Source organism: Citrobacter sp. Marseille-Q3906 (assembly GCF_916618775.1).
Taxonomy (GTDB): Bacteria; Pseudomonadota; Gammaproteobacteria; order Enterobacterales; family Enterobacteriaceae; genus Citrobacter; species Citrobacter murliniae.
The window spans coordinates 2,353,183-2,379,682 of the sequence record NZ_CAKAKA010000002.1; the positions used below are offsets into that span (position 1 = coordinate 2,353,183).

General features: G+C 51.8%; 26 protein-coding genes. 4 read left to right on the top strand and 22 right to left on the bottom strand.

Annotated elements, in window-relative coordinates; genetic code table 11:
- Positions 1–221: 221 nt before the first annotated feature.
- On the top strand, positions 222–1,118 hold the full coding sequence (locus LG384_RS15515; protein ID WP_071828996.1) for a helix-turn-helix domain-containing protein: 897 nt from the start codon (positions 222–224) through the stop codon (positions 1,116–1,118).
- A 266-nt stretch (positions 1,119–1,384) separates the two neighbouring features.
- Positions 1,385–2,032: a nitrate/nitrite response regulator protein NarP gene (gene narP / locus LG384_RS15520; RefSeq protein WP_045445346.1), complete on the top strand. Its 648-nt coding sequence runs from the start codon at positions 1,385–1,387 to the stop codon at positions 2,030–2,032.
- 88 nt (positions 2,033–2,120) lie between these two features.
- Here narP and LG384_RS15525 read toward each other — a convergent pair whose 3' ends face one another.
- The 15 genes from LG384_RS15525 to napF form a co-directional block, all read right to left on the bottom strand.
- Complete coding sequence (locus tag LG384_RS15525; RefSeq protein ID WP_045445349.1) at positions 2,121–3,170, bottom strand: cytochrome c-type biogenesis protein CcmH; 1,050 nt, start codon at positions 3,168–3,170, stop codon at positions 2,121–2,123.
- Positions 3,167–3,724, bottom strand: a complete 558-nt coding sequence (dsbE, locus tag LG384_RS15530; RefSeq protein WP_045445352.1) for a thiol:disulfide interchange protein DsbE — start codon at positions 3,722–3,724, stop codon at positions 3,167–3,169. The genes LG384_RS15525 and dsbE overlap by 4 nt, the downstream gene beginning before the upstream one ends.
- Entirely contained in the window at positions 3,721–5,676 is a 1,956-nt protein-coding gene (locus tag LG384_RS15535) for a heme lyase CcmF/NrfE family subunit (protein ID WP_048221011.1), read from the bottom strand. The genes dsbE and LG384_RS15535 overlap by 4 nt, the downstream gene beginning before the upstream one ends.
- Complete coding sequence (ccmE, locus tag LG384_RS15540) at positions 5,673–6,152, bottom strand: cytochrome c maturation protein CcmE (RefSeq protein WP_045445358.1); 480 nt, start codon at positions 6,150–6,152, stop codon at positions 5,673–5,675. Before ccmE ends, LG384_RS15535 begins: the two co-directional genes overlap by 4 nt.
- A complete protein-coding gene (gene ccmD, locus LG384_RS15545; RefSeq protein WP_045445361.1) occupies positions 6,149–6,361 on the bottom strand; it encodes a heme exporter protein CcmD in 213 nt (70 codons plus the stop codon). The genes ccmE and ccmD overlap by 4 nt, the downstream gene beginning before the upstream one ends.
- Positions 6,358–7,095 (bottom strand): heme ABC transporter permease, encoded by a 738-nt coding sequence (locus tag LG384_RS15550; protein WP_045445364.1) that lies wholly within the window; start codon positions 7,093–7,095, stop codon positions 6,358–6,360. The genes ccmD and LG384_RS15550 overlap by 4 nt, the downstream gene beginning before the upstream one ends.
- Positions 7,096–7,190: 95 nt before the next feature.
- Complete coding sequence (gene ccmB, locus LG384_RS15555; protein ID WP_045445367.1) at positions 7,191–7,850, bottom strand: heme exporter protein CcmB; 660 nt, start codon at positions 7,848–7,850, stop codon at positions 7,191–7,193.
- Positions 7,847–8,473: a cytochrome c biogenesis heme-transporting ATPase CcmA gene (gene ccmA, locus LG384_RS15560; protein ID WP_223307006.1), complete on the bottom strand. Its 627-nt coding sequence runs from the start codon at positions 8,471–8,473 to the stop codon at positions 7,847–7,849. Before ccmA ends, ccmB begins: the two co-directional genes overlap by 4 nt.
- 14 nt (positions 8,474–8,487) lie before the next feature.
- The gene (napC, locus tag LG384_RS15565; protein ID WP_045445373.1) at positions 8,488–9,090 is read right to left on the bottom strand and encodes a cytochrome c-type protein NapC; all 603 of its coding nucleotides are present in this window, start codon (positions 9,088–9,090) and stop codon (positions 8,488–8,490) included.
- 9 nt (positions 9,091–9,099) lie between these two features.
- Positions 9,100–9,549 (bottom strand): nitrate reductase cytochrome c-type subunit, encoded by a 450-nt coding sequence (gene napB / locus LG384_RS15570; RefSeq protein WP_045445376.1) that lies wholly within the window; start codon positions 9,547–9,549, stop codon positions 9,100–9,102.
- On the bottom strand, positions 9,546–10,409 hold the full coding sequence (gene napH / locus LG384_RS15575; protein ID WP_225761197.1) for a quinol dehydrogenase ferredoxin subunit NapH: 864 nt from the start codon (positions 10,407–10,409) through the stop codon (positions 9,546–9,548). Before napH ends, napB begins: the two co-directional genes overlap by 4 nt.
- On the bottom strand, positions 10,396–11,091 hold the full coding sequence (gene napG / locus LG384_RS15580) for a ferredoxin-type protein NapG (RefSeq protein ID WP_045445382.1): 696 nt from the start codon (positions 11,089–11,091) through the stop codon (positions 10,396–10,398). Before napG ends, napH begins: the two co-directional genes overlap by 14 nt.
- Positions 11,092–11,097: 6 nt before the next feature.
- Positions 11,098–13,584: a nitrate reductase catalytic subunit NapA gene (napA, locus tag LG384_RS15585; protein WP_225761198.1), complete on the bottom strand. Its 2,487-nt coding sequence runs from the start codon at positions 13,582–13,584 to the stop codon at positions 11,098–11,100.
- The gene (gene napD, locus LG384_RS15590; protein ID WP_045445389.1) at positions 13,581–13,844 is read right to left on the bottom strand and encodes a chaperone NapD; all 264 of its coding nucleotides are present in this window, start codon (positions 13,842–13,844) and stop codon (positions 13,581–13,583) included. Before napD ends, napA begins: the two co-directional genes overlap by 4 nt.
- Complete coding sequence (gene napF / locus LG384_RS15595) at positions 13,834–14,325, bottom strand: ferredoxin-type protein NapF (RefSeq protein ID WP_045445392.1); 492 nt, start codon at positions 14,323–14,325, stop codon at positions 13,834–13,836. Before napF ends, napD begins: the two co-directional genes overlap by 11 nt.
- A gap of 413 nt (positions 14,326–14,738) precedes the next feature.
- Here napF and eco point away from each other — a divergent pair, with 413 nt between their 5' ends.
- Entirely contained in the window at positions 14,739–15,236 is a 498-nt protein-coding gene (eco, locus tag LG384_RS15600) for a serine protease inhibitor ecotin (RefSeq protein ID WP_200010369.1), read from the top strand.
- Positions 15,237–15,328: 92 nt separating this feature from the next.
- On the opposite strand, the gene mqo is transcribed toward eco, so the two are convergent.
- Positions 15,329–16,990 (bottom strand): malate dehydrogenase (quinone), encoded by a 1,662-nt coding sequence (gene mqo, locus LG384_RS15605; RefSeq protein ID WP_048221009.1) that lies wholly within the window; start codon positions 16,988–16,990, stop codon positions 15,329–15,331.
- Positions 16,991–17,268: 278 nt separating this feature from the next.
- On the opposite strand from mqo, the gene LG384_RS15610 reads away from it, so the two are divergent.
- Complete coding sequence (locus LG384_RS15610) at positions 17,269–18,516, top strand: SulP family inorganic anion transporter (protein ID WP_225761199.1); 1,248 nt, start codon at positions 17,269–17,271, stop codon at positions 18,514–18,516.
- Here LG384_RS15610 and mgtE read toward each other — a convergent pair.
- The 6 genes from mgtE to LG384_RS15640 form a co-directional block, all read right to left on the bottom strand.
- On the bottom strand, positions 18,479–19,915 hold the full coding sequence (gene mgtE, locus LG384_RS15615) for a magnesium transporter (RefSeq protein WP_045445397.1): 1,437 nt from the start codon (positions 19,913–19,915) through the stop codon (positions 18,479–18,481). The genes LG384_RS15610 and mgtE overlap by 38 nt on opposite strands.
- Positions 19,916–20,059: 144 nt before the next feature.
- Positions 20,060–21,703, bottom strand: a complete 1,644-nt coding sequence (locus LG384_RS15620; RefSeq protein WP_225761200.1) for a multidrug ABC transporter permease/ATP-binding protein — start codon at positions 21,701–21,703, stop codon at positions 20,060–20,062.
- 75 nt (positions 21,704–21,778) lie between these two features.
- Positions 21,779–22,429 (bottom strand): DNA oxidative demethylase AlkB, encoded by a 651-nt coding sequence (alkB, locus tag LG384_RS15625; protein ID WP_045445403.1) that lies wholly within the window; start codon positions 22,427–22,429, stop codon positions 21,779–21,781.
- Positions 22,429–23,493: a bifunctional DNA-binding transcriptional regulator/O6-methylguanine-DNA methyltransferase Ada gene (gene ada, locus LG384_RS15630; RefSeq protein WP_225761201.1), complete on the bottom strand. Its 1,065-nt coding sequence runs from the start codon at positions 23,491–23,493 to the stop codon at positions 22,429–22,431. The genes alkB and ada overlap by 1 nt, the downstream gene beginning before the upstream one ends.
- A gap of 79 nt (positions 23,494–23,572) precedes the next feature.
- A complete protein-coding gene (apbE, locus tag LG384_RS15635) occupies positions 23,573–24,628 on the bottom strand; it encodes an FAD:protein FMN transferase ApbE (protein WP_225761202.1) in 1,056 nt (351 codons plus the stop codon).
- A gap of 115 nt (positions 24,629–24,743) precedes the next feature.
- Entirely contained in the window at positions 24,744–25,868 is a 1,125-nt protein-coding gene (locus tag LG384_RS15640; protein ID WP_045445412.1) for a porin OmpC, read from the bottom strand.
- Positions 25,869–26,500: the final 632 nt, after the last annotated feature.

Genomic DNA, 26,500 nt, shown 5'->3' on the forward strand with positions numbered 1-26,500 from the left:
AATACCAGACGTTATTATTTGCACAGCGTTTTCCAGTAATTTTACGCTCAGCAACGCCATCTGCGTTAATTAATTGTAACGAGTTATCTTTATTACTCTTTTTTTGGATTATTACCACCAAATAATATCACTCTGTGATTATGCTATTGATTATCTGAATGTAATATTCTAAAACAGGATCTTATACTTGATTCGCTATAACCAGATGTAAGTGAGGACCTTTGAGCGATGAATTTATAACGCAACTGCTCAGGCTTATCGATGAAGGCCAGGATGAGAATATCAGCATCCCCTCCATTATATCTCGCTCAGGCTACAGCAGTGCTCAACTCCACAGGATATTTAGATCCAGGATGGGGTGTTCTATCAAAAACTATATTATGGGGATCAAGATGTACCGGTGTTCACTCGCCCTAAAATTCTCCGGTCTCTCCGTGAAAAAAATATCAGAGCTTTGCTTTTACTCAAGCCAACAAGCTTTCACTCGATACTTCAAAGAGTGCTTTGGTACAACGCCCGTTGAATTCAGAAGCAACAGTGAAGTTATATTTGGAAAAATTCCGGCCTGGGGTCATAAAGTAAACGGCGCACTCATGGATTTGGACGTGAGTTATATTTACATTCCGCACCTTGAACTCTATGGCGTCTCTGGAAAGTATGAATGTGATTTTTATCACATCGGTAAAGCCCATACCATGCAGAGAGCAGAACTTGAAAAAACATTCTCCAGTTTGCTCCTCACTATTCCCGACAAGGTTTATACATTGTGCAAACCCGTAAATTTGAAATGTGATAAAATTAGTTTCGACTACCACATTGGTGTCACTGCGGAGTTTAGCAAGGAGAAAGAACTACCCGCTTTACCGGTTATCTCCGGGGATTATCTGCGTTTTACATTTACTAAAAAAGTGGGTTCGACATCAGACAGAATACTCTACGTCTACAAGCAATACATGGCCCAACACTGCATCACCCGACGCGACGGCCATGATATTGAGCTTTTTGAATACACACATCCTCCTGATGCTTTAGAATATACTCACACTGTCTATGTCCCTGTTCTGTTCGATGAAAAGTTGATTGATATGCTGTTAACTCGTACGTCGGAACCCTCCTAGCTCGATGAGGGATGTCCAGCAAGGGAGCTGCTTACATAGCCACTGGCCAGTGGTATGTTCATTTTGCCATGCAGTTGGTCTTTATAGCAGCGCCCTGGCAGTAGACCTCATCTCTCTCCCACCCCTGCCCGTTTTAAACTTTGACGGTTTTGCTACTTACCCATGCACAAATTAGGGTAAAATTTATTCTCTCATCAGCTCGATGAATCTGGACGATTTACGTGCTGAAAACAATAATGATACTAATAAATACTCAGGAGAATAGTATGCCTGAAGCAATGCCTTTTCAGGTGCTTATTGTCGATGACCACCCACTGATGCGACGAGGAATTAGTCAGTTGCTACAGTTGGATAGCGCATTTGAAGTCGTCGCCGAAGCGGGTGATGGTGCAAGTGCAATCGATCTGGCAAACCGTCTTGACCTTGATGTGATCCTGCTGGATCTCAATATGAAGGGAATGAGCGGACTTGATACCCTGAATGCGCTGCGCCGGGATGGCATCACTGCGCAAATCATCATTCTTACCGTGTCAGATTCCGCAAGCGATGTATACGCATTGATTGATGCCGGCGCTGATGGCTATTTGTTGAAAGACAGCGACCCAGAAGTTCTGCTTGAAGCCATTCGCAGTGGTGCTAAAGGCGGTAAAGCCTTCAGCGCACGCGTCAGCGAATACCTGCGAGAGCGTGAACTGTTTGGTGCGGAAGAAGATCCGTTCAGTATACTTACCGAACGCGAGCTGGATGTTTTACATGAACTGGCTCAGGGCTTGTCAAACAAGCAGATTGCGTCCGTACTGAATATTTCGGAACAAACGGTGAAGGTGCATATTCGCAACCTGCTGCGCAAGCTCAACGTGCGCTCTCGTGTTGCCGCCACCATCCTGTTTCTGCAAACGCGTGGAATACAGTAATACGCAGAATGCCCGGTAGCGCTATGCTATCGGGCTTATGCGCAGGCCGGATAAGACTCTTAGGGTCGCTATCCGGCATCTTCCGCTCTTATTTCTCCTGCGGCGACAACTGCTCCATCGCCTGTTTAATGCTGCGTTCAATCACCGCCCGGCGAGTGTCGTTGGCGGGTAATAACTTCAGCATCATCTCCCAGGCCGCAACCGCCTCACCGAAGCGCTGCTGCTCAAAGGCGTTAAAAGCATACATACTCAGTACACGCACGTTAGCATGATCGCCCCTGACCAACTGACTCAATAACTCCCCTCCCCGACGGTTATCATTTGGATCGGAGGAACGGGTCAACGCTTCCGCATAACCCAGCGCCGCATCGCTATTTTTAGGATCCAGTCGGTAGGCGTTGGCATAGGCTTCTGTCGCCGTGCTGGCATTACCTAATACCATTCCAATGCGTCCGAGCATAATCCAGCCTTCAACGTTTCCAGGATCGGCCTGCAGTCGCGTACGCAGTCCCAGCGCAAGGCGTGTCATATCCTCTTCATTCAGTGGTTCAGCCTTCGGATCCAGTGCCCGTTCCAGCAACGCCGGAGCTTGTGCTGTAGCCTGTTGCCAGATTTTAACCTGCTTGTAATTACCCGTTTGATAATAGCTCACCGCGCCAACCACCAATGCGACTACAACGCCTGGCACATACAGCCACCATCCACCACGTTTTCCATCCGGAGTGATATCGTCTGGAAATTCTTCCTGTTTCAATCGTATACGACGGCGTGAGCGGGCAAAAATAATCCAGCCCCCCAAGCCGATCGCCACGACGGGCATCACCCATAACAGAACCGTCAGCGGCGTCAGCGGCGGATCGTAAGTGACGAAGTTGCCGTAGCGCGCCACCATATAATCGACGATCTCTTTCTGGCTTTTCCCTTCCTGCATCAGCTCATAGACTTTCTGACGCAGGTCGGTAGCAATCATCGAGTTAGAGTCGGCAATACTGTTGTTCTGACACTTAGGGCAGCGCAATTGCTCAGTAAGCTGGCGGAACTGTTGCTCCTGCGCTTCGTCTTTGAACTGCATTACGTCGATGGTGGCAAGCGCCGAACCAGAGATCACCAGCATCAATACGCCCAGTAAAAATCTCATTGCGCAGCCTCCTTACTGTACTTATCCCACAACGGTTTGATCTCGCTTGCCCACACTCTGGCATTCAAATCGCCAGCGTGGCGGTAGCGAATAATTCCCTTACCGTCGATCAGGAAAGTTTCCGGCGCGCCATATACGCCCAGATCCAATCCAAGCATGCCATCGCCATCAAACAGGCTAAGCGCATATGGATTACCCAGTTCTTTCAGCCAGACAATCGCTTTCTGACGATCGTCTTTATAGTTCAGACCGACCACCCGCACGCCCTCTGCAGACAGCTGATTCAGATACTGGTGTTCAGCACGGCAGGTCGGACACCATGTCGCCCATACGTTGAGCAACACCGGTTTACCCTGCGTTAGTACATCGGCCTGATAATGCTGCCCCGGATTCTCCAGCGACTCAAGGCGGAACGTCGGTACCGGTTTACCGATCAATGCCGATTCAAGATTGGTGGGATCATCTCCCTGGGCGTTACGCGCCAGTTGCCACAGCAGCGCTGCCGCAATAACGAGAAAAATAATAAAAGGGATTAAGAGTGCGTTGCGCTTCATACAGCCTCCGGCGCGTTTTTTTGCTCAGCTGTGCGTGGACGCACGCGCTGGCGATAGCGTGGATCAAACAGGCAGAACAATCCGCCCAGCGCCATCAGCAACCCTCCGGCCCAAATCCAGCGAATAAACGGTTTGTAATACAGACGCACGGCCCATGCGCCATTGTCCAGCTCTTCGCCTAACGCAGCATACAGGTCACGCGTAAAACCACCGTCAATTGCCGCTTCGGTCATCATGGAACTGGTGCTGTTATAAAAACGTTTCTCCGCATGCAGCGTCGCTTCCGGTTTACCGTCACGTGTTACACCAATAATCGCCACGCCACCACGGTAGTTAGGCCCGGTGATATCTTTAACTTCACGGAATGTAAACTGATAATTATGTATGCTCACGCTATCGCCAGCCTTCATACGCACATCACGCTCAACGCTGTAGTTCTGACTAAAGGCAATCCCCACGATAGTAATCGCCAGCCCCACGTGGCCTGACACCATCCCCCAGTAACTTGGCGTCAACTTCGTTCCGCGTGAAATACGCAAGAATGCTTCAGACATCGCCAGCACAAATATCCAGCATGCCATTGCCAGACCTACTACCGTCATCGCGGCAATGCGGTCTTCAAGCAGCCACGGCAGCAGCAGCGACAGTACAAATGTGGTGACAAACGCGATAATCAGCAATGTTTTTAGTTTACGCGGTCTGTCACGACCCCAGCGAACCAACGGTCCAATCCCCAACAGCAGTGCGAACGGTGCCATCAGCCACGTGAACATGGTATTGAAGAACGGTTCACCAATCGAAATACTGCCTAGCCCCAGCTGTTTATGCACCAGCGGCAACAATGTGCCCAGCAGCACCACCAGCATGGCGGCAATCAACAGAACGTTGTTCCCCAATAGCAGCGATTCACGTGACCAGAGGGCGTTATTCACCCTGGAGCGAACTTTATGACCACGCACGGCAAAGAGCAGCAGAGATCCACCGATCACCATGACCATAAAGGCAAGAATGAACATCCCGCGCGACGGATCGGAGGCGAATGCATGTACCGACACCAGTACGCCTGAACGCACGAGGAAAGTGCCCAACAGACATAGCGAGAAAGCGCAGATCGAGAGCAGCAGCGTCCAGGCTTTGAAACTGGCACGTTGTTCGGTAACCGACAGGGAGTGCATCAGCGCTGTGCCTACCAGCCACGGCATAAACGAAGCATTCTCGACCGGATCCCAGAACCACCAACCGCCCCAGCCAAGCTCGTAGTACGCCCAGGCGGAGCCGAGCACAATCCCCAACGTCAAAAACACCCACGCCGCCAGCGTCCAGGGGCGCGAAAAACGGGCAAACGTGCTGTCCAGACGCCCGCTCATCAACGCGGCAATCGCGAATGCAAAAGCGACTGAGAAACCGACATAGCCCATATACAACAACGGGGGATGGAAAATAAGCCCCGGATCCTGCAACAGCGGGTTCAGGTCGCGCCCTTCGACTGGGAAATCAGGCAAGGTGCGAGAAAACGGGTTAGAGGTAAACAAGATAAACAACAGGAAACCAACACTGACCATGCCCATCACAGCCAGTACACGAGCGACGATATCTAGCGGCATCCGCTGACTAAACAGCGCCACGGCAAACGTCCAGCCGCTCATCAGCAGCACCCACAGCAACAGTGAGCCTTCATGCGCGCCCCACGTTGCCGCTACCCGATACCAAACCGGGAGCTGAGTATTAGAGTTACTGGCCACATAGGTCACGGTAAAGTCATTGACCACGAATGCGTTTACCAACACCAGAAACGCACCCATCACGCAGATAAACAACACCCAGGCAAATGGCCGTGCAGAGGCCATCATCCGTACATCACCGCGCGCTACGCCCCACAGAGGATAGACCGAGAGCAGCAATGCAACGCCAAGTGCAAGACACAGAAGCCCATTGCCAATTTCAGGCATCATGACGTTTTATCCTTATAAACACTTTCCGGGCGACGGTGATTTTCCTGCATCGCTTTTTCGACTTCCGGTGGGGTGTAATTCTCATCATGTTTGGCGAGGACCTCTTTTGCCTGCACATGATTCCCCTCTTCCAGTTCACCCTGCACAACGACCCCCTGCCCTTCACGGAACAGATCCGGCAGGATACCTTCATACGTCACATCGACTACGCCCTCGGCGTCATAGATGCTGAAATTCACCTTCAGGGATTGCGGGTCGCGTTTAACGCTGCCAGGCATAACCATGCCCCCCACACGCAGGCGTTGACCGACTTCAGGCATCTTCTGGGTTTCACGCTTACCATAGAGTATTTCGCCCGGCGTATAGAACAGGTCGATATTAGAACGCAGCGCGTAGAGCACCAGCGTGATGGTTAATGCCAGACCCGCAAGCACCGCACAGGCAATCCAGAGTCGATTTTTACGTCGAATATTCACGCCGCCTCCCGTTGCGTTTGTGCCGCGCGCATACGGGCTTCTCTTGCCCGTTGCTGTGCTACACCGCGTAATATCGTCCGATGCTGTAACGCAGAGTGCAGCACCAGTACAATCATAGGGACAACGCTCATAGCCACAGCCAACCAGACATACAAGGCGTAACCGCCCATCGCGAAAAAATCACTCCATGATGCAAATGCAGGGGTCATTGGCGGCCTCTTTTTAAGATCAGTTCGCTCACCCACGGGCGGCGTTTTTCCATCAACAAAATCAGATTACGCATGCGCATCAGCGTCAGCGTGATAAACAGCAACAGATAGCCGACGATTGCCAGACGCAACGGCGTGCGCATCGCCGGATCAATACTTTGCTGCATACGGGTCGATCCCTGATGCAACGTATTCCACCACTCCACCGAGTAGTGAATAATCGGTAAGTTAACAACGCCAATCAGCACCAGAATACCGGCAGCACGCCCCGCCACGCGGCGGTCATCAAATGCGTGCCACAGTGCGATAGCGCCTACGTAGAGAAACAGCAACACCAGTTCAGAAGTGAGTCGGGCATCCCATACCCACCAGGTTCCCCACATTGGTTTACCCCATGCCGACCCGGTCACCAGTGCGATAAAGGTAAACACTGCGCCAACAGGGGCCATCGCGGCTAAAGCCAGATTGGCCATTTTCATCTGCCAGACCAGGCCGATAAACGCCGCAACCGCCATCGAGGCATAAATCCCCATCGACCAGATTGCCGCCGGGACGTGCAGATAGATAATGCGATAGCTCTGCCCCTGCTGATAATCCGAAGGTGCAAAACCAAATCCCCAGATCCAACCCGTTGCCAGTATCACTACACTGGCAATCGCCAGCCACGGGATAAACCAGCCACAGATCTGATAGAGCCGTGGGGGCATCGCCAGTTGATGAAGTATTTTCCACATAGTTCAGTCACCAGACTCAAGCAAAACAAATGAAACTGCCGTTGTCCCTGATGGCGGAAAATCGCCTGATCAGGCACGCTAAAATAAAAATCGTGCTACTGCACACTGATGCGTAACGCAGCCGCCGTCGCAAAAGGACTTAACGTCGCGCTCCCCACCAACAGTGCGCCCAGAATCGCCATGTACCCTTCAACGGGTAAGTGCATAGAGGCCGCATCCATCGCAGCGGTCGCAAAAATCAGCAGCGGGATGGTTAGCGGCAGTACCAACACGCTTAACAACACACCGCCACGCTTCAGACCAACCGTTAATCCAACGCCTGGAGCCCCGAGAAAACCCAGCGTCGGCGTACCGAGCAACAGCGTCAGTGCCATAATCTGCCAACCGTACATATCCATTCCCAACAGCAACGCCACCAGCGGCGAGAGGATAAGCAACGGCAGGCCGGTCACGACCCAGTGTGCCATTACCTTCGCCAGCACCACCGCCGGTAGCGGCAATGGCAGTAACATCAGCTGTTCGAGGCTGCCGTCCTGAAGGTCATCGCGAAACAGGCGCTCCAGCGCCAGTAATGATGCCAGCAGTGCTGCAACCCAGATAATACCCGGCGCAATTCGCGCCAGCAGTTGTGGTTCCGGGCCAATGCTTAGCGGGAATAACGTAATCACAATCAGGAAGAACCATAACGGATTGGCAATCTCCGCACTATGACGGAACGCAACCCGCAGTTCTAAACGGAAAATTCGCCACATCATTGCGCAGCCCTCTCGCTGGTCAGCGCAATACGCCGCACTTTATTGGTCTCTACATTCAGAGGCTGATGAGTCGTGAGAATAACAATACCGCCCTGCTCCGTATGTTGTGCCATACGCTGAGTCAGGCGTTCAACGCCATTGACATCAATCGCAGTGAACGGTTCGTCCAGGATCCAGAGCCGGGCGCGGGTCAGCCACAGACGAGCCAATGCCACACGGCGTTGTTGTCCGGCAGAGAGTTGATTAACTGGAATGTCTTCATATCCGGCGAGCCCGGCCTGTGCCAGAGCGGCCAGGCACTGAGCAGTATCGCCATCATGGTGGAAGAAACGCAGATTCTCCAACGCCGAAAGCCGGGTTTTAATTCCCGGCTGATGTCCGATCCAAAGCAGTTCCTGATGGTAACTGTCCCGCACTTGATGCAGTGGTTGCCCTTGCCAGCAAACCTCTCCGGCATCAGGGCGAGCCAGACCAGTAAGTAAGCGCAGCAAAGTGGTTTTCCCTGCGCCGTTACTCCCGGTAATTTGCACCCATTCACCCGCGGTTACGCGAAATGACAGCTCACTAAACAGTATTCTGTCATCCCGCTCACAGAGCAGTTCCCTGGCTTCAAGCATTTGCACGCATCAACATCCTGTTAGAATCCCGGTTTAACTTCACGCATATCGGGGAGTTTGTGCGCTATCCCTTTATGGCAGTCGATACAGGTTTGTCCTTCTTTCACGGCCTGGTCATGCATTTTAGCCGCAACACCTTTCTGGGCGGTTAAATCCATAAACTCGAAGTTATGACAGTTACGACACTCCTGCGAGTTATTGTCTTTCATACGCCGCCACTCATTTTGCGCCATTATCAGACGGTGGTCTTCAAATTTTTGCGGTGTGTCTATCAACCCCAACGCTTTCGCATACAGCTCTTTGCTGGCTTTAATCTTACGAATCATTTTCGGGCCCCACTCATGCGGGACGTGGCAATCAGGGCAGGTCGCACGTACACCACTACGGTTGTTGTAGTGTACGGTTTCCATGTATTCCTGATAGACAGTGTTGCGCATTTCGTGACAGCTGATACAGAATTCTTCAGTGTTGGCCTTTTCCATACCGGTGTTAAAACCGCCCCAGAAAATAATGCCGCCCACAAAGCCGATTAACAACAGCGTGCCGAGCGCCAGACGGCTGGGGCGACGCCACCATTGCCAGACGCGCTTAATCCAGCCTGGTTTACGGTTAGAATTTTCCATAATGACCTCTTATTTCCCGTAACCTTTCGAGGGGGTGAAGGTATTTTCGACAATCGGAGCAGCATCAGCCTGCGGGACATGACACTGCAGGCAGAAATAGCGACGCGGCGCCACTTCCGCCAGCACTTTGCCATTGCTGTCCATAAAGTGCGTCGGGCTGATGCGCGGCGCGCCGGTTGTCCGATAGCTTTCCACGCCATGGCACTGCAGGCAGCGGTTGGTGTTAGTTGTAACCTGGTAACCATCAACGCTGTGCGGAACCATCGGTGGTTGGTTAACGTAGTTCAGCGGCATACGCTCCTGCTCTTTCGGCATGCGAATCGCCCCTTCCTGCGTCCCCGAAACTTCCGGTGACTGGCTCAGATCCACTCCGTTTGCAGCCCAAACTGCCCCACTGACTACCAGGGCCAGCGCTGCCGTCATTTGACTCAGCGCTTTAATCAGGTCATGGCTTTTCATGATTTCGCTCCCGAACTCCATCGTGTTGTTATTGTAAAAACATCCTCAGAACAGACATCCACACAGCGACCGCAGGCCATGCAATCGCGACTGGTCACCTGCACCGGGCTTTGCTCATCCAGCACCGGGGCACGTAGCACATGCGGTTCCGGGCAAACATGAAAACAATCCATACAGCGGTTACATCTCTCGCGTTCTTTCGCCGAAACGGTTAACGCCCCTTTACTTCCCAGCACGCTATACAGTGCGCCAAGTGGGCAAAGGTGCCCGCACCAGCCATGTTCAACGACCAGTAAATCAAATAAAAACAGTGCAATAATCAGCAGTATGCCGCTACCGAACCCCATCACCAGGCTACGTCCCAGCAGAGAAACCGGGTTTATCCATTCCCACAGCAACGTGCCTGTTACAGCAGAGCCCAGCAAAATGACAACCAGCAGGACGTAGCGTATATAGCGCGGAATTGTCGCTGACTGATTCAACTCAAACCTTCTGCGTAACCAGCTCGCAAAGTCGGTTACAGGATTCATCGGACAGACCCAACTACAAAACAATCGCTTGCCCGCAAGGGCATACAGCACCGTAATGATGGCCGCGCCCGTTAACGCCACCGTCGCAGGCAAATGCCCACTGGCCAGACTTTGCAGCGTAATGAGTGGATCGGTTAACGGAATGGTATCCAGCAACAGGCTGCTGCTGTAATTACCATGCAGGATCCACACACCGAGCCACGGGCCGCTGAGAAACATCGCCAACACCAGAAACTGGCTTAAACGACGCAACACCAGCCAACGATGACTCTGCCACCAGCCTTTTTTCGCCCGCGCTTCACGGCCTGCATCACGTTTACGATTTGCCATTTTGCCCCTCCAGCCAACCGAAGCGGTAATGGTGTCCCAACTCCCCTTTTGCCAGCGACAAAGGCAGCACTTTTATGGCTGGTTGCTCCAGCACACAGACCTTTTCGCATTTACCGCATCCGGTACAGGCATCGCTATGAACGGTAGGAATAAACCGCGCATGTTTACCGGTACGCATATTGCGATCGAGCTCCAGGGTGATGGCCTCGTCAATTTTCGGGCACTCGCGATAGCAGACGTCGCAGCGCAATCCCTGATAATTGAGGCAGTTCTCGTGATCCAGCAGCACCGCCAACCCCATGCGTGAATCGTCGATCGATTCAATTTCCCGATCCAACGCTCCGCTTGGACAAACTTTGGCGCACGGGATGTCCTCACACATTTCGCAGGGAATATCGCGGGCAATAAAATACGGCGTCCCCGCCGCCAGCCCGGAGGCCAGAGTCGCCAGTTTCAGCGTGTCATAAGGGCAAGCCTGAACGCACTGCCCGCAGCGTACGCAAGCGCTGGCAAATGCGTCCTCACTCAATGCCCCAGGCGGGCGTAACCGCACGCCGGTTGCACGTGCGGTTTGTTGTTGCAACCCCAGCGCCACGCCAACAACTGCCAGTCCGCCAGCTGCGCGAACCATATCGCGCAGAAAGCGGCGGCGGCCATTTTGGGGTTTTGCTGACCGGGACATAGCGACTTACACCTTCGCCAGTTTCACAGCGCACTTCTTGAAATCCGTTTCTTTAGAAAGCGGATCCGTCGCATCCAGCGTCAGGTTGTTCACCAGCTGTGCGGCGTCGAAGAACGGCATATACACCAGCCCCTGCGGTGGACGGTTACGCCCACGTGTTTCCACAATCGAAATGACTTCGCCACGGCGGGAGACCACTTTGACTTTATCGCCACGACGCAAATCGCGTGCTTTCGCGTCCAGCGGATGGATAAACAGCACGGCTTCCGGAAAGGCACGGTGCAGTTCAGGCACGCGACGCGTCATACTGCCGGTGTGCCAGTGTTCCAGTACACGTCCGGTGGAGAGCCACAGGTCATACTCTTTATCCGGCGCTTCTGCCGCCGGTTCAAATGGCAGTGCGAAAATCACCGCTTTACCGTCCGGCTTGCCGTAGAACTTGTAACTTTCTCCAGCCTTCACGTACGGATCGTTACCTTCGCTGTAGCGCCACTGGGTCTCTTTACCTTCAACTACCGGCCAGCGTAACCCGCGCGCTTTGTGGTAATCATCGAACGGTGCAAGATCGTGTCCATGACCGCGACCAAACCATGCATACTCTTCGAACAGCCCTTTTTGCAGGTAGAAACCCAGCTCGCGGGACTCATCGTTAAGCTGATCTTCAGCCAGTTCGCTAACCGGGTATTTCGTCACCGCAGGCGTTGCAAACAGCACGTCATACAGAGTTTTGCCACGCAGTTCTGGTTTCTGCGCCAACAGTTCTTCCGGCCAGACCTCTTCCGTTTTGAAACGACGGGCAAACTGCACCAGTTGCCACAAATCCGATTTTGCTTCGCCCGGCGCTTTAATCTGCTGACGCCAGAATTGAGTACGACGCTCAGCGTTACCGTAGGCCCCTTCTTTTTCCACCCACATCGCTGTCGGCAGGATCAGGTCGGCCGCCAGGGCGCTGACCGTCGGGTACGGATCGGAAACGATGATAAAGTTGCGCGGATCGCGCCAGCCAGGCATACGCTCTTCGTTAATATTCGGTCCGGCCTGCATGTTGTTGTTACACATCACCCAGTAAACATTGAGCTTGCCATCCTTCAGCGCACGATCCTGCGCTACCGCATGTAAACCCACTTTCGCCGGAATAGTACCGGTTGGGATCTGCCAGTGTTTTTCGCAGATATCACGGTGTTTTTCGTTAGTCACCACCATGTCCGCAGGCAGGCGATGGGAGAACGTCCCTACTTCACGCGCGGTACCACAAGCGGAAGGCTGGCCAGTCAGAGAGAACGGACCACAGCCAGGCTGGGAGATCTTGCCGGTCAACAGGTGCAGGTTGTAGACCAGGTTGTTGGCCCACACGCCGCGCGTGTGTTGGTTAAAGCCCATCGTCCAGTAGGAGATGACTTTCTTATTCGGATCGGCATACAGCTGCGCCAGTTGTTCCAGTTGATCTTTCGGAACGCCGGTCATTTCTGCGGTTTTATCCAGCGTATATTCCGCAACAAACGCTTTGTATTCTTCAAAGCTGATCGGTTCGGATGCATCAGAACCTGGGTTTTTCGCCGCTTTCTCCAACGGATGCGTCGGACGTAAACCGTAGCCGATATCCGTCGCACCTTTGCGCAGGTTAACGTGCTTGCTGAAGAAATCCTGGTTTATCGCATTGTTTTGAATGATGTAATTTGCGATGTAGTTGAGGATCACCAGGTCGCTTTGCGGCGTAAAGACGATGCCGTTATCGGCCAGTTCAAAGCTACGATGCTGGAAGGTAGAGAGAACCGCCACATTGACATTAGGATCGGACAGGCGACGGTTGGTGATGCGTGACCACAGAATTGGGTGCATCTCCGCCATATTGGCGCCCCACAGAACAAAAGCATCCGCATGCTCAATATCGTCATAGCAACCCATCGGTTCATCCATACCAAAGGTACGCATAAAACCGACTACCGCTGATGCCATGCAGTGACGTGCGTTCGGGTCAATGTTGTTTGAACGGAAACCCGCTTTGAACAGCTTCGCCGCCGCATAACCTTCCCAGATGGTCCACTGACCGGAGCCAAACATGCCGATGGCATCTGGCCCTTTTTCTTTCAGGGACGTTTTGAATTTCTCTTCCATCACGTCGAAGGCCTGGTCCCAGCTAATTGGGGTGAATTCGCCTTCTTTGTGATATTTGCCATCCTTCATGCGTAGCATCGGCTGCGTTAAACGGTCTTTGCCGTACATGATTTTAGGCAGGAAGTAACCTTTAATGCAGTTAAGTCCACGGTTAACCGGCGCATCCGGATCGCCCTGGCATGCCACAACACGCCCTTGCTGAGTCCCTACCAATACGCCACAACCTGTACCGCAAAATCGGCACGGGGCTTTGTCCCATTTGATAGCTTCTTGCTGACCGACTACCGCGCGGACTACGCCCGGCACGCTTAACCCGGCAGCCGCCGCAGCGGCCGCAACGGCGTTAGCTTTCATAAAGCTACGACGACTGAGTTTCATGGTGTTTCCTCACCTTGCTCATCCTGCTGGTGATAAACCAGCGACACCGCCAGTACGCCCGCAACGTTGCGTACCGACTCAATTGTTTTCATTAGCGTTTCACTTTGTTCAGCTTCTACCACCGCGATCAGTTGGCCGCTTTCCACATCACTGAGTGCAACTTCACAACCTGGAAATGTACTCAACTGCGTGGCGATATCGCTGATATGCTGACTTTTTGCCTGAACGACCAGGCTGCAGACCTGCCAGTTAGTGTCCATGGTTGTACTCCGCGTTAATGGCTGAAACCGGACAGGTAGCGACGCACGCTCCACATCCGTTACAGCCCTGATTGTCGAGCTGTGGCTGGTAAATACCAGACAGCGTGGGGCGAAAGGTAATGGCCATGGGTTCACAACTATCCTGACAGCGATGGCACTCAACAGACTGATTTGCGAGGCAGTTTTCACCGATCGTAAAGTTCAGTTCCCATGCCCTGGTGTGGCGCGGAAGAAAAAGTGATTCGGGACAGGCTTGTGCGCAGGCGTAACAAAAGCTGCATTCGCCGTGTTTGAAATTTACGCTCGGATACCCACCCTGGCCTCGCTGCAGGATGTCGGTTTCACACGCCTGGATGCAGGCGTCACAACGGAGGCAATGGGCCAGAAAATGAGATTCTTCCTTGCTCCACGGCGGACGGATCCCAATGCCAGCGTTACGCCAGTTGCCTGTCAACATGCCTCGACGGGATAAATCAACCATGACATTGTCCTTCCATAATGACGCTCTCCCTGAGCGGGTTGAACGACAATAAAAACCGCACTATTTATGAGTAGTTATTTTTAACAGTAAGATATTTCAGGATGTGTTAGAGGTGCATACCCCAATCGGGGTAAATGCTGTTGCCGGATCAAAAGAGTGTGGGGTTGGTGGAAAAAAACGCGCTTTTGCTCACATTTCAATTAGTTATATACTAAATTATATAACGAACACCGCAAAAAGAGAATTATCTTATTTATGAGATAATTCTTAGGATATATCACCATATTAATAACAAACACTCAGCCAATACACTTAAAATATAAGTAAATTTAGATTAATAGATGATGTGAATATGCTAACCTGCCATAGATACGTTCAGAAGACAGAAGAAAGGAAAAACTGTGAACAATAAGATGAAGACTATTGTCCCTGCCGTCCTGTTAGCTGCCGTTGCCAGCACCTCTGTGTGGGCTGCAAACAACGATGCCAACACTCAACCACTGGAAAAAACAGCGCCTTATCCTAAAGCCGACAAAGGTATGAAGCGCCAGGTTATCCAGCTCGCTCCTGAGAAAGATGAATCTACTCTAAAAGTGGAACTGCTGATCGGACAAACGCTGGAAGTTGACTGCAACAGGCATCGCCTTGGTGGAGAGCTGGAAAGCAAAACTCTGGAAGGTTGGGGATACGACTACTATGTTTTTGACAAAGTCAGCTCCCCGGTCTCGACCATGATGGCCTGCCCGGACGGCAAAAAAGAGAAAAAATTCATCACAGCTTATCTGGGTGATGACGGTATGGTGCGTTACAACAGCAAATTGCCGATTGTGGTCTACACTCCGGAAAACGTAGAAGTGAAATACCGAATCTGGAAAGCGGAAGAGAAGATTCAGGACGCAGTCGCGCGATAAGTGAGAATGTGCCGGATAGCGGCGTACCGCCTTATCCGGCCTACAAACGCACGAAGTAGGCCGGATAAGCGCAGTGCCATCCGGCATTTTCTTTACAGTGCGATATCTGCGACAGCTTTCTGCTCAGGTTGCGGTTGTGCCTGAGGTTTAAGCTGCGGTTTCGGTGCTTCATCAGCGACCTGCGGTTTATCGTACTTCAGACCCAAAACTTCACTGGTATATTGCAGCTCTTGTTCCGTGGCCTCAACGTTACCGTTCAGCTTCGTGCCATAGGACGGGATAATTGTTTTCAGTTTCGCCTGCCATTCCGGGCTGGCAACTTTATCTTTAAACACTTTTTCCATCAGATGCAGCATGATCGGTGCAGCGGTTGACGCCCCTGGCGATGCGCCCAGCAGTGCAGCAATTGTTCCTTCTTTGTCACTGACCACTTCAGTTCCCAGACGCAGAACGCCGCCCTTTTCTTCATCACTTTTGATGATCTGCACACGCTGACCTGCCTGCCACAAACGCCAGTCTTCTTTTTTCGCCTGCGGATAGTACTCCTGCAGTGCAGCAAAACGGTCGTCGTCGCTGAGCATGACCTGGCTTACCAGATATTTCACCAGATCGAAGTTATCCAGCCCTACATTCACCATCGGCATAAAGTTTGATGTGGTGGTAGAGCTGAGCAGATCCCACAAGGAACCATTTTTCAGGAACTTGGTAGAGAACGTCGCAAATGGTCCAAACAGTACCACGCGCTTGCCATCCAGAATGCGGGTATCAATATGCGGTACGGACATCGGCGGTGCGCCAACGGACGCCTGACCGTAGACTTTCGCCAGGTGACGATTGACCACGTCCGGGTTTTCCGCCACCAGGAACTGACCACCAACCGGGAATCCGGCATAGCCTTTCGCTTCCGGGATATCGGTTTCCTGTAGCAGTTTCAACGCAGCGCCACCAGCACCAATAAAGACAAACTTCGCCTTGATGTCGTGTTCCGCTTCGCTGTTTTTCAGATCGGCAACCGTGACGGTCCAGCTATTATCCGCGTTACGCTTAAACCCACGCACTTCGGTGCTCAGCTGCAAAGCAAAATTAGGTTTTTTCTGCAACGATGCAATCAGCTGGCGCGTAATTTCGCCGTAGTTTACGTCAGTACCAATCTCAGTACGCGTTGCCGCAACTTTCTGTTTTGGATCGCGACCTTCCATGACCAGCGGCGCCCACTCTTTAATTTGCGCGTGATCTTCGGAGTAACGCATGCCACGGAACAACGTACTCTGCTGCAGTGCGGTATAACGGGCACGCAGGAAATTCACGTTCTCGTCGCCCCAGACAAAGCTCATATGTGGCACGGTGGTGATAAACGAGCGGGGTTCATGCATCACGCCATTGTTGACCTGATACGCCCAGAACTGGCGGGAAATCTGGAAGGCTTCGTTAATTTCGACAGCCTTTTCAATGCTGACACTACCGTCGGCTTTTTTAGGCGTGTAATTCAGTTCCATGAGTGCAGAGTGTCCCGTTCCGGCATTGTTCCAGCCGTTCGAACTCTCCTGAGCAACGCCATCCAGTCGCTCAACCATGGTCATTGACCATTGTGGCTCCAGTTCCTGTAAATAGGTTCCCAGTGTGGCGCTCATAATGCCGCCGCCAATCAACAGCACATCCGTTTCCTGCTCTTCAGTCGCTTTCGCTTTTGCCGCCATAGAGACAACGTTCAGTCCTACGGCCAGGGTGAAGAGCATGGCAGTCACTTTTTTCATAATGTTAATGCCTTACTTTTAGTATCGCTTTTTAGCTTTTATTGCAGGTGAAAATCGAGCGGTACCAACGGTAACACTTAAGTAAAAATAATTAAATATTGTTTATAAATTATATTTAAATTTTAAAAATGTTATTAATAAGTTGATTCTTTATAGGGTTATTGACAATCATTTCTGGAAACCCGCCCACCAGACGGGTACTATGCTGCGCTTTGCTATTCACCGCACGGATGCTTGTCGGTCTGCTGTATCAGGCCATTTCCGACCTGAGAGTAAATATGTCTGCGCTCCATCCCTCCCCTGCCGCGACGGCAGATCATTCCGTTGGAACCGTATTGCGTAAGCCCCATTTACTGGTGCGCGAAATGTTGGCGGGCGTGGTTACCGCCCTTGCACTGATCCCGGAAGTAATCTCCTTTTCCGTTATCGCTGGCGTTGATCCGAAAGTCAGTCTTATTGCCTCCGTTGTACTGTGCCTGGCAATGTCCTTTCTGGGGGGGCGCCCGGCAATGGTTACCGCCGCTGCGGGGTCTGTAGCTCTGGTTATTGGCCCAATGGTGCACCTACACGGCGTGCAGTACATTCTGCCAGCGGTCGTGCTGGCCGGACTTATCCAGATCCTGTTTGGCGTATTAGGCATGGCACGCCTGATGCGTTTTATCCCCGCGGCCGTCATGACGGGCTTTGTCAACGCGCTGGGCATTTTGATTTTCTTTGCTCAGGTCCCGCACTTCTGGGGAAAAAACCCGTTAATCTGGGGATTGTTTATCCTGACGCTGCTGATCGTACTGTGGCTACCGCGATTCATTAAAAATATTCCCGCACCATTGGTTGCCATTGTCTTGTTGACGGTATTCACCGTGACCAGTGGACAACTGTTGCCTACCGTCGGTGACGAAGGTTCAATGCGCGGTGGACTACCTGGTTTAACCCAATTGCTGGTACCATTTAACGGGCAAACTTTTGCCATTATCTGGCCCTGCGCGCTAAGCATCGCCTTTGTCGGTTTGATGGAGTCGTTGTTAACCGCAAGACTGGTTGACGATCTGACGGTCACGCCATCGAATAAAAACCGTGAAAGTGCGGGACTGGGGATCGCTAATATTCTGGCCGGGTTTTATGGCGGCATTGCCGGATGCGCGATGATTGGCCAAACAATCGTCAACGTTGAGATGGGCAAAGGACGCAGTCGACTCTCAACGTTGGCCGCCGGATTAGTATTACTGCTGCTGGTCACCGCATTAAGTGAAGTAATGGCGAAAATACCCATGTCGGTACTGGCCGGCATTATGGTGATTGTGGCGGTAAAAACGTTCAGTTGGCACAGTATCACTCCCGCCGCGCTGGTGAAAATGCCAGTCACCGAAACGCTGGTAATGTTGATTACCGTTGCCGCGACGGTTTCTACCGGCAACCTGGCGATTGGCGTGGTTGCCGGAGTGATGATGATGCTGGTTCTGCCGCGTATCGTAAGATGCAAACAAGTGGTTACATCAGAAACAGCGTCGCCAGACCAAGAAAAATAAAGAATCCGCCGGTGTCGGTAATAGCGGTGATCATAACGCTTGAGCCGACAGCCGGGTCGCGCCCGAGTTTCACCATCGTCATCGGAATGATTACCCCCATCAATGCCGCCATCAGCAGGTTAAGCATCATCGCCAGGGTCATAACGCCACCAAGCGCCATATCATCATACAGCCACCAGGTAATCCCCCCCATAATCCCGCCCCAGACGAGGCCGTTGATCAACGCCACGCCCATCTCACGCAGGATCAGGAACGTCAGGTTACCGGGCTGAATATTTTGCAGCGCCAGCGCGCGGACGATCATGGTGATGGTTTGATTGCCGGTATTACCGCCGATTCCCGCCACGATAGGCATCAACGAAGCCAGCGCCACCAGTTGTGAAATCGTGTGTTCAAAACCGTCGATGACTCGTGAGGCGATAAATGCCGTGCAGAGGTTAATCGCCAGCCATGCCCAACGGGTTTTTACTGCTTTAGTGACCGGGGCGAACACATCCTCTTCGGCGCTTAACCCCCCCATCCGGCGCAGATCGGTGTCGGTTTCTTCATATACCACATCGACGATCTCATCGATGGTCAAACGGCCCATCAGCTTACCTGATGGATCCACCACCGCCGCACTGACCAGGTTGTCACGTTCAAACGTTCGTGCCGCGTTTTCTGCAATATCCTCCGGAGCGAAGGTGAGCGGATCGTCTTCCATCACCTCGCTGACTTTGCGCTGCACATCATTAAGCAAAATACAGGTCAACGTCAGTTCGCCTACGAGGACTTTATTGCGATCGGTCACGAAGAGTTTATCGGTGTTTTCCGGCATTTTCCCCAACCGTCGCAGATAGCGCTGTACCACTTCCAGCGTCACGTCCGGGCGCACGGTGATGACTTCGAACTCCATAATCGCGCCGACGCGATTCTTCTCGTAGTGCATCACCTGGCGCACACGCGCCCGCTCCTCTGCCGGCAGCGATGCCAGCAGTCGGCCTGTCAGGTTGCGTGGCAAATGCTGCACCAGATAAATCTGTTCATCGATATCGAGATATTGCAACGCGTCCAGCAACTCGCGGTCGGTCATCTCATCGATCAGATCGTCCCAGACGTTTTCTGACGCCTCAAGCAGCACATTTCCGCGTTTTTCACTTTCGACCAGTCGCCACAAGGCATGACGTTCTTCAGAGGGTAACGCTTCGAGGGTATCGGCCAAATCGGGCGGTGGCAGGTGGGCCACCAGCGCCCCTACCTCAGCAATATCGTCGGCTAATGTACCGACGTCATATTGCTCAGCCAGGGTAAGCTTGCCCAACAGTGTAGAAATAATGGCTTTATCAGTGGTCAGCAGCCAGATCAGACGCGCACGTTCTTCATCACGCAGCCTGGCGCTGTTTTTATTTATTACAGACATTAATCATAAATCCATGATTTGAAATATCGTTAATCATGATGCTGAATTATGTAAATAACAATAAACTGAGCCGCCGGTTGGATAAAAAAACGGCGGATGAGAGTGTTAACCGTAGGCCGGTAGCTCCTTATCCGGCCTATGGGATCAGGCTGTACGGGCTACTGCATCACGCGATGCGGCGTCGCGTTCATCACCCATTAACTCGGTAAGCTGCCCGTTGCGCATCTCCAGCAGACGATCGGCATGAATAAAGTAATGATCGTCATGGCTGATGGCGAAAATGGTTTTGCCCATTTCCTGCATTAATGGCAACAGCACCTGATAAAATTCACGGCGGAAGTGCGGGTCCTGATCGGCAGCCCATTCATCGAGCAGAATAATGTCGCGCTCCTCCGCTAATGCCAGTAGCAGCGCCACACGTTTTTTCTGCCCTTTAGACAGCTTCAGATTGAGGATGCGACCATCATTCAATTCCAGCTTGTGCGCCATCTTCAGATGATCCAACCACTTCGCCACCAGTTGCGGATTTGCGTCTCTCCCTTCAGGGCCCAACAGTTTGTCGAACAACCAGACGTCGGTGAACACCGCCGAGAATAGCTTGCGATAATCTTCTGGTTTTTCAATCGCTACCGCCTTGCCATCCAGCAAAATCTCACCAGACTGCGGCTGGTACAATCCGGTAAGCAGCATCGCCAGAGTAGATTTTCCACTGCCGTTGCCGCCAATCAGGAAGATCAGTTCGCCACGATGGATGGTCAGATTAATCGGCCCAACGGAGAACGCATTATCCTGATAGTGAAATACCACATTGCGCATTTCCAGCGTTTGCCAGTTCGGAAACGCGGTTGGTCGCGGAAACTCTGCCTTGAATGGTGCCAGTGAGAACTTATTCAGTTTGTTGAAAGCCACCTGCGCGGTGAGCAATGTGGGCAGCGCGCCGACGGCAGAGAGTAACGGCGTACGCAGGAACAGCAGCGTCAGCGAATAGGTCGCCGCCACTGCGGTATCTGCCCAGCCCAGACTATTAGCCATCCAGAACACCAGGCCAATTGCGCCCAGCATCATAATGTTGGACCAGTTGACTGCGCTCAGGTGGAAGGTATCGGCACGGATAATATGATGGCGATACTCTTTGGCATCCGGGACGTACAACTGGTTAAAGATATGCTCGGCACGTTCACGGTTGAGCGTCAGTTCTTTGCGCCCTTCCAGCACCGTCTGATAATCGTTATACAACTTGTCTTCTGTTTCACGCAGGGTAGCCATATGTTTGTACACCCGCGCCACCAGTACAAACCCGCCCCAGATAGTGATCGCCATCCAGATTGCCGTTACCAGCAGCATTTTGGTCGACAGCATCGCCAGATACGCCGCCGATCCTATGGTCAAAATAATTCCCTGTACCAGCTCAGGCAGACGGACGAAAGCGATGGTAATGTTGCGGATATCACTGGTCAAACCGGCCAGTAATGAGGCGCTACCAAGCTGCTCGATGCGCTCAACGTGGGTATCCAGTATACGTTTGATAAATTCGCTACGCAGGCGGTAGACAAAGTGGTGGCCCAGCGTGGTCAGCGCCAGCTGTGAGCCAAGCGTGACGACCATAAGTAACAGCAGCAGGCCGAGAAACTCCGGCAGCACCATCAGCGTGGTGTCGACCGTCTCAATCAGGCGCTGATTTATAAACGCAATCAGCCCAATTCCCAGCGCAGCGCTGGCAAGGCTGAGCGCCATTACGCTGATAAATGGCCAGCGATACTGCCGCCAGACAAGAAGTAAAAGTTCCATGTGTACAACCCGGACAAGTAATAACAGCCCGCAGTTTAAACATCTCAACGCTTACAGCAATAATAATTCTTATTTTTATTCCGCTTTACCCGCCTGGCGAAATGTCAGATTGTAACGACAGTCGGCCGTCAACGGATGATACCCCGTCTTAAGCGGCTGGATACCATGGTAAAACAGACGCGATTTCCCTCCCCATACCACCACATCACCATGTTCCAGCAGCAAACGTTTTAACGGATCATTACGCTGCAAACCACCAAACTGAAAGATCGCCGGTAAACCCAGCGACACAGATACAATAGGCGCTCGCAGATCGGGTTCGTCTTTATCCTGATGTAACGACAGTTTTGCTCCGGGGTTATAGCGGTTAATCAAGCATGCATCCGGGTGAAAGTCAGGATAGCCTGCGGCAATTGCCGCCTGTTGACACAGGTCGACAAAAACGTCCGGTAATGGCGGCCAGCCTGCGCCAGTCAGCGGATCAACCGGAGAATAAAGGTAACCGTGCTGATCCGTCGTCCAGCCCAGATGACCACAGTTTGTCATCGCTACCGACATCGTATAACCGCCGGGCGTAACCATCTGGCGAAAAGGCGACAGGGTGGCGACGGATGAGATCGCCTGTAGTAAAGAAGGTGCGGCGTCAAACGCAAAACGTCGCAAAATTACCGCACCGGATGCCAGTGGCTCTTGCCAGGGTTTCGCATCTGCAAAGAGATCGAGCATTATGTTTCCTCGCCGGTAGTTTCACGTTGCAGGAGTTGTGCCTTACGCGCAACGCCCCAACGATATCCCGAAAGCGCACCATCACCGCGGATCACCCGATGACACGGGATCACAATCGCCAGCTTATTCGCCCCGCAGGCGCTGGCCACCGCGCGAACAGCCTTCGGTTTGCCGATTGCGCTGGCCAGTTGCTGATAGCTAACCGTCTCACCACAGGGAATAGCGCGTAGCGCCTGCCACACCTGCTGCTGGAATGCGGTTCCCCGGATATCCAGTGGTAAGGACAGTGGCCTGTTGCGCGTGTTAATCACGGCAATCACCTCACGCACATGCAGTTGGAATTGCGCATCTGCAGGTTCGTCAAGCGCGGTGGGAAACAGTTCACGGAGCTCCGCTATCAACGTGGCATCGTCATCGCCAAGTAAAATCGCACAGATACCGCGTTCACTTTCCGCCACCAGGCAGCGACCCAGAGCACTGTCCGTAAGCGCGTAGCGCACAGATACGCTGTCGCCGCCTTTACGAAATTGTTTCGCCGTCATGCCCAGCGCCGCATCCGCTTTACGATAGTAGCTGCTGCTGTCGGGGAACCCGGCGTTAAGGATCGCCTGCGTTATCGGCTCCCCTTTCGCCAGCGCATCGCGCAGACGGCGAGCGCGCCAGGACTGCTGCCACGCTTTCGGGGTCATTCCTGTTGTCGCTTTGAACAGACGATGTAAATGGAACGGGCTCATCGCCACCTGTTGCGCTAATTCATCCAGCGTGAGGGGGGACTCTTGCTCTAAAAGCTGACAGGCGCGGGTAATCTTATCCAACCGATGTTGTTGCGCATTGTCTTTGTCCGGCTGACAGCGTTTACACGGCCGATACCCGGCAGCCAGTGCCTGCTGTGCATCCGCAAAGAAGCTGACGTTTTTGCGCAGCGCATGTTTCGCCCGGCAGGAGGGACGACAAAAAATACCGGTAGTTTGAACGGCAAAGACAAACTGACCGTCGGCGTCTGTGTCGCGATCCAACACAGACTGCCAGCGGTCATCATCAGTCAGGCGTAAGATATTTCTCATTTTGGACTCCTTGGTTAAGCATAGCGCTTAGGCTCAGTGTGTCCGCATTGCATGATACAAAAACCCGTATTCTTGCTTTTTAATTTTTGTCGCTGACCAGAAAGCTTTTAAACTGTGGCGACATCCAGGTTTTAAACTCATCGCCCTCTTTCACGATCATATAAACTGCCAGCCCTTCACGACGCACGACCTCTTTGGCTTTATCCGTTCCGAGAACCATCAGTCCGGTATCCCAGCCGTCGGCTTCAAGCGCCGTCGGAGCAATTACCGTCACGGACACCAGATTGTGTTCGATCGGTCGACCGGATTGCGGCTCGATAACATGTGACAGACGCTTGCCATCCAGTTCGTAATAATTACGGTAACTACCGGAAGTACTGATCCCGTGCCCGTTAATATCCACAATCGCCTGCACCGCGTTTTCGCGATCGGTTGGTTTCTGAATCGCCACACGCCACGGATGCCCCTCGGCGTTCATTCCCCGGCTATTCAGCGCACCGCCCACGGAGACCAGATAACGAGCGATCCCCTCTTGTTCCATCAGGCGGGCCAGATGATCAGCGGCATAACCTTCTCCCACGGTGGAGAGATCAACGTACAATTCCGGCAAATCTTTTTGCAGGTAGTTCTGATGGGCCTCATTAACGACCTTCAGATGCGAAAGGCCAGTCTTCGCTTTTGCTGCATCAATTTGCGCCTGAGCAGGAATATGAACAGGTTGCTGATCCGGACCAAACCCCCACAGATTGACCAGCGGCCCAACGGTGATGTCCATAGCCCCATCCGTTTTTGCGCCGATACGTAACGCAGACGTTACAATATCCGCCAGCGCGTCATTAACCGGCCATGGTGACAGGCTTTTCGACAGGTTAAAGCGCATCAATGCAGAATCGTTTTTATAGGTAGAAAGAAGCTGATCGTCAGCATCAAGCTGAGTCTGGATCTTCGCCTGCAATTCCCCGGCGCGTTTGGCATCTATTCCCACCACACTGACCCGCCAGAAGGTTCCCATTGTTTTACCTTCCAGTACCGTGGCGGTCGGGGACGGGAGCTGAGCCGATTTCGGGGCCTCATCGCACCCGACAAAAAAGATCGTTGCAGCCAACAGGGCTACACGACAAAAATTCATATCCATACGTGATTATCCTCATGCAAACGGGCGCAAGAGTACACCAAAAATAGTTGTTTGTACGTCAGAAAAACGGCATTAAAAAAGGGCCCGCAGGCCCTTTGACAGAGATAAATGCAGATTAGAACTGGTAAACCAGACCCAGTGCTACGATATCATCGGTAGCAATGCCTGCAGCCTGGGTGAACGCATTGTCATCCAGCAGGTTGATTTTGTAATCAACATAGGTAGACATGTTTTTGTTGAAGTAGTAAGTCGCGCCAACATCAACATATTTCACGATGTCCTGGTCACCGAAGTTAGTGAAGCCATTGCTGATGTCTTTACCTTTTGACTGCAGGTAAGCAACGGACGGACGCAGACCGAAATCAAACTGGTACTGAGCCACAACTTCAAAGTTTTGTGCTTTGTCTGCGAAGCCATAAGCAGCAGTCTGGTTGCTGCCATTAGAGGTACCGAAACGGGTAGCGTTGTAAGACTGGGAGTACTGTGCTGCCAGGTATACGTTGTTCGCATCGTATTTCAGGCCACCGGTATAAACCGTTGCACGATCGCCGTTGCCGTATACGCCAACAGCATTTTGGTCAGCAGTACGTTTAGAGGTAGTAATCGCACCACCGATACCGAAGCCAGCACCCAGATCATAAGTCAGTGATCCGCCGTAACCGTCACCATTCTGAGTCAGCAGGCTACGACCACTTACGTTTTCACCGCTTACGCTACCATTTTTACCCTGGTACTGCAGAGCAAAGTTCAGACCATCAACCAGGCCGAAGAAATCAGTGTTACGGTAAGTCGCATAACCGTTACCACGTTGCTGCATGAAGTTATCAGCACCGTAGGTGTCGCCGCCAAATTCTGGCAGGACGTCAGTCCAGGACGTAACATCATAAGTCACGCCATAGTTACGACCATAATCGAAAGAACCTGCATCAGCGAATTTCAGACCTGCGAATGCCACACGCGTCCAGGCGTCGTTGCTGGCTTCACTCTGGTTACCCTGAATCTGGTATTCCCACTGGCCGTAACCGGTCAGTTGATCGTTAACCTGGGTTTCGCCTTTGAAGCCGATACGCATGTAAGTTTTATCACCATCATCACCTTTGTTATCGGAGAAATAGTGCAGACCATCGACTTTGCCGTACAGGTCTAATTTGTTGCCGTCTTTGTTGTAAATTTCAGCCGCATTTGCTGCGCCTGCCACCAGCAGAGCTGGTACCAGGAGGGACAGTACTTTAACTTTCATGTTATTAACCCTCTGTTATATGCCTTTATTGCTTTTTTATGCCACTGCATACTGATTAACGTTCATTAACCAGTCGGCAACTTCATTCTCCGCAAAAACACAGAATAATCCAACACGAATATGATACTAAAACTTTTAAGGTGTTTCATTTATCACCATAGATGTTTCAAAATATTAATATAAGGGAACTTTTTTAAATGTAAAAAACAGCCAAAATAAGCACGAATAATCAAGATTCATTACAAAATGCTTAAAAATCAAATAATTGAGTTAGATTTACTCATAGCACTGAATGACAAAACAAAATCTTCACTCGCAACTAAAATAGTTCCGCTATCATCATTAACTTTATTTATTACCGTCATTCATTCATGAATGTCTGTTTACCCCTATTTCAACCGAATGCTCTGCGTTCGGTTTTTTTTTACCCTTCTTTACACAAAACTTACCATCCTGTGCTAACTCTCCTAAACTATAACGATTATTAACCCTCTCATCTCACATTCATCACGTATAAATTCATTAAATAATTTCTTGTTATTTAATGCTAAATTCTTAGGTCTTGCATTTATATTTGTACTTCACCCTGTACGCTGTACACCTTTACAGCACTATGGCAGCAGCGAAATGCA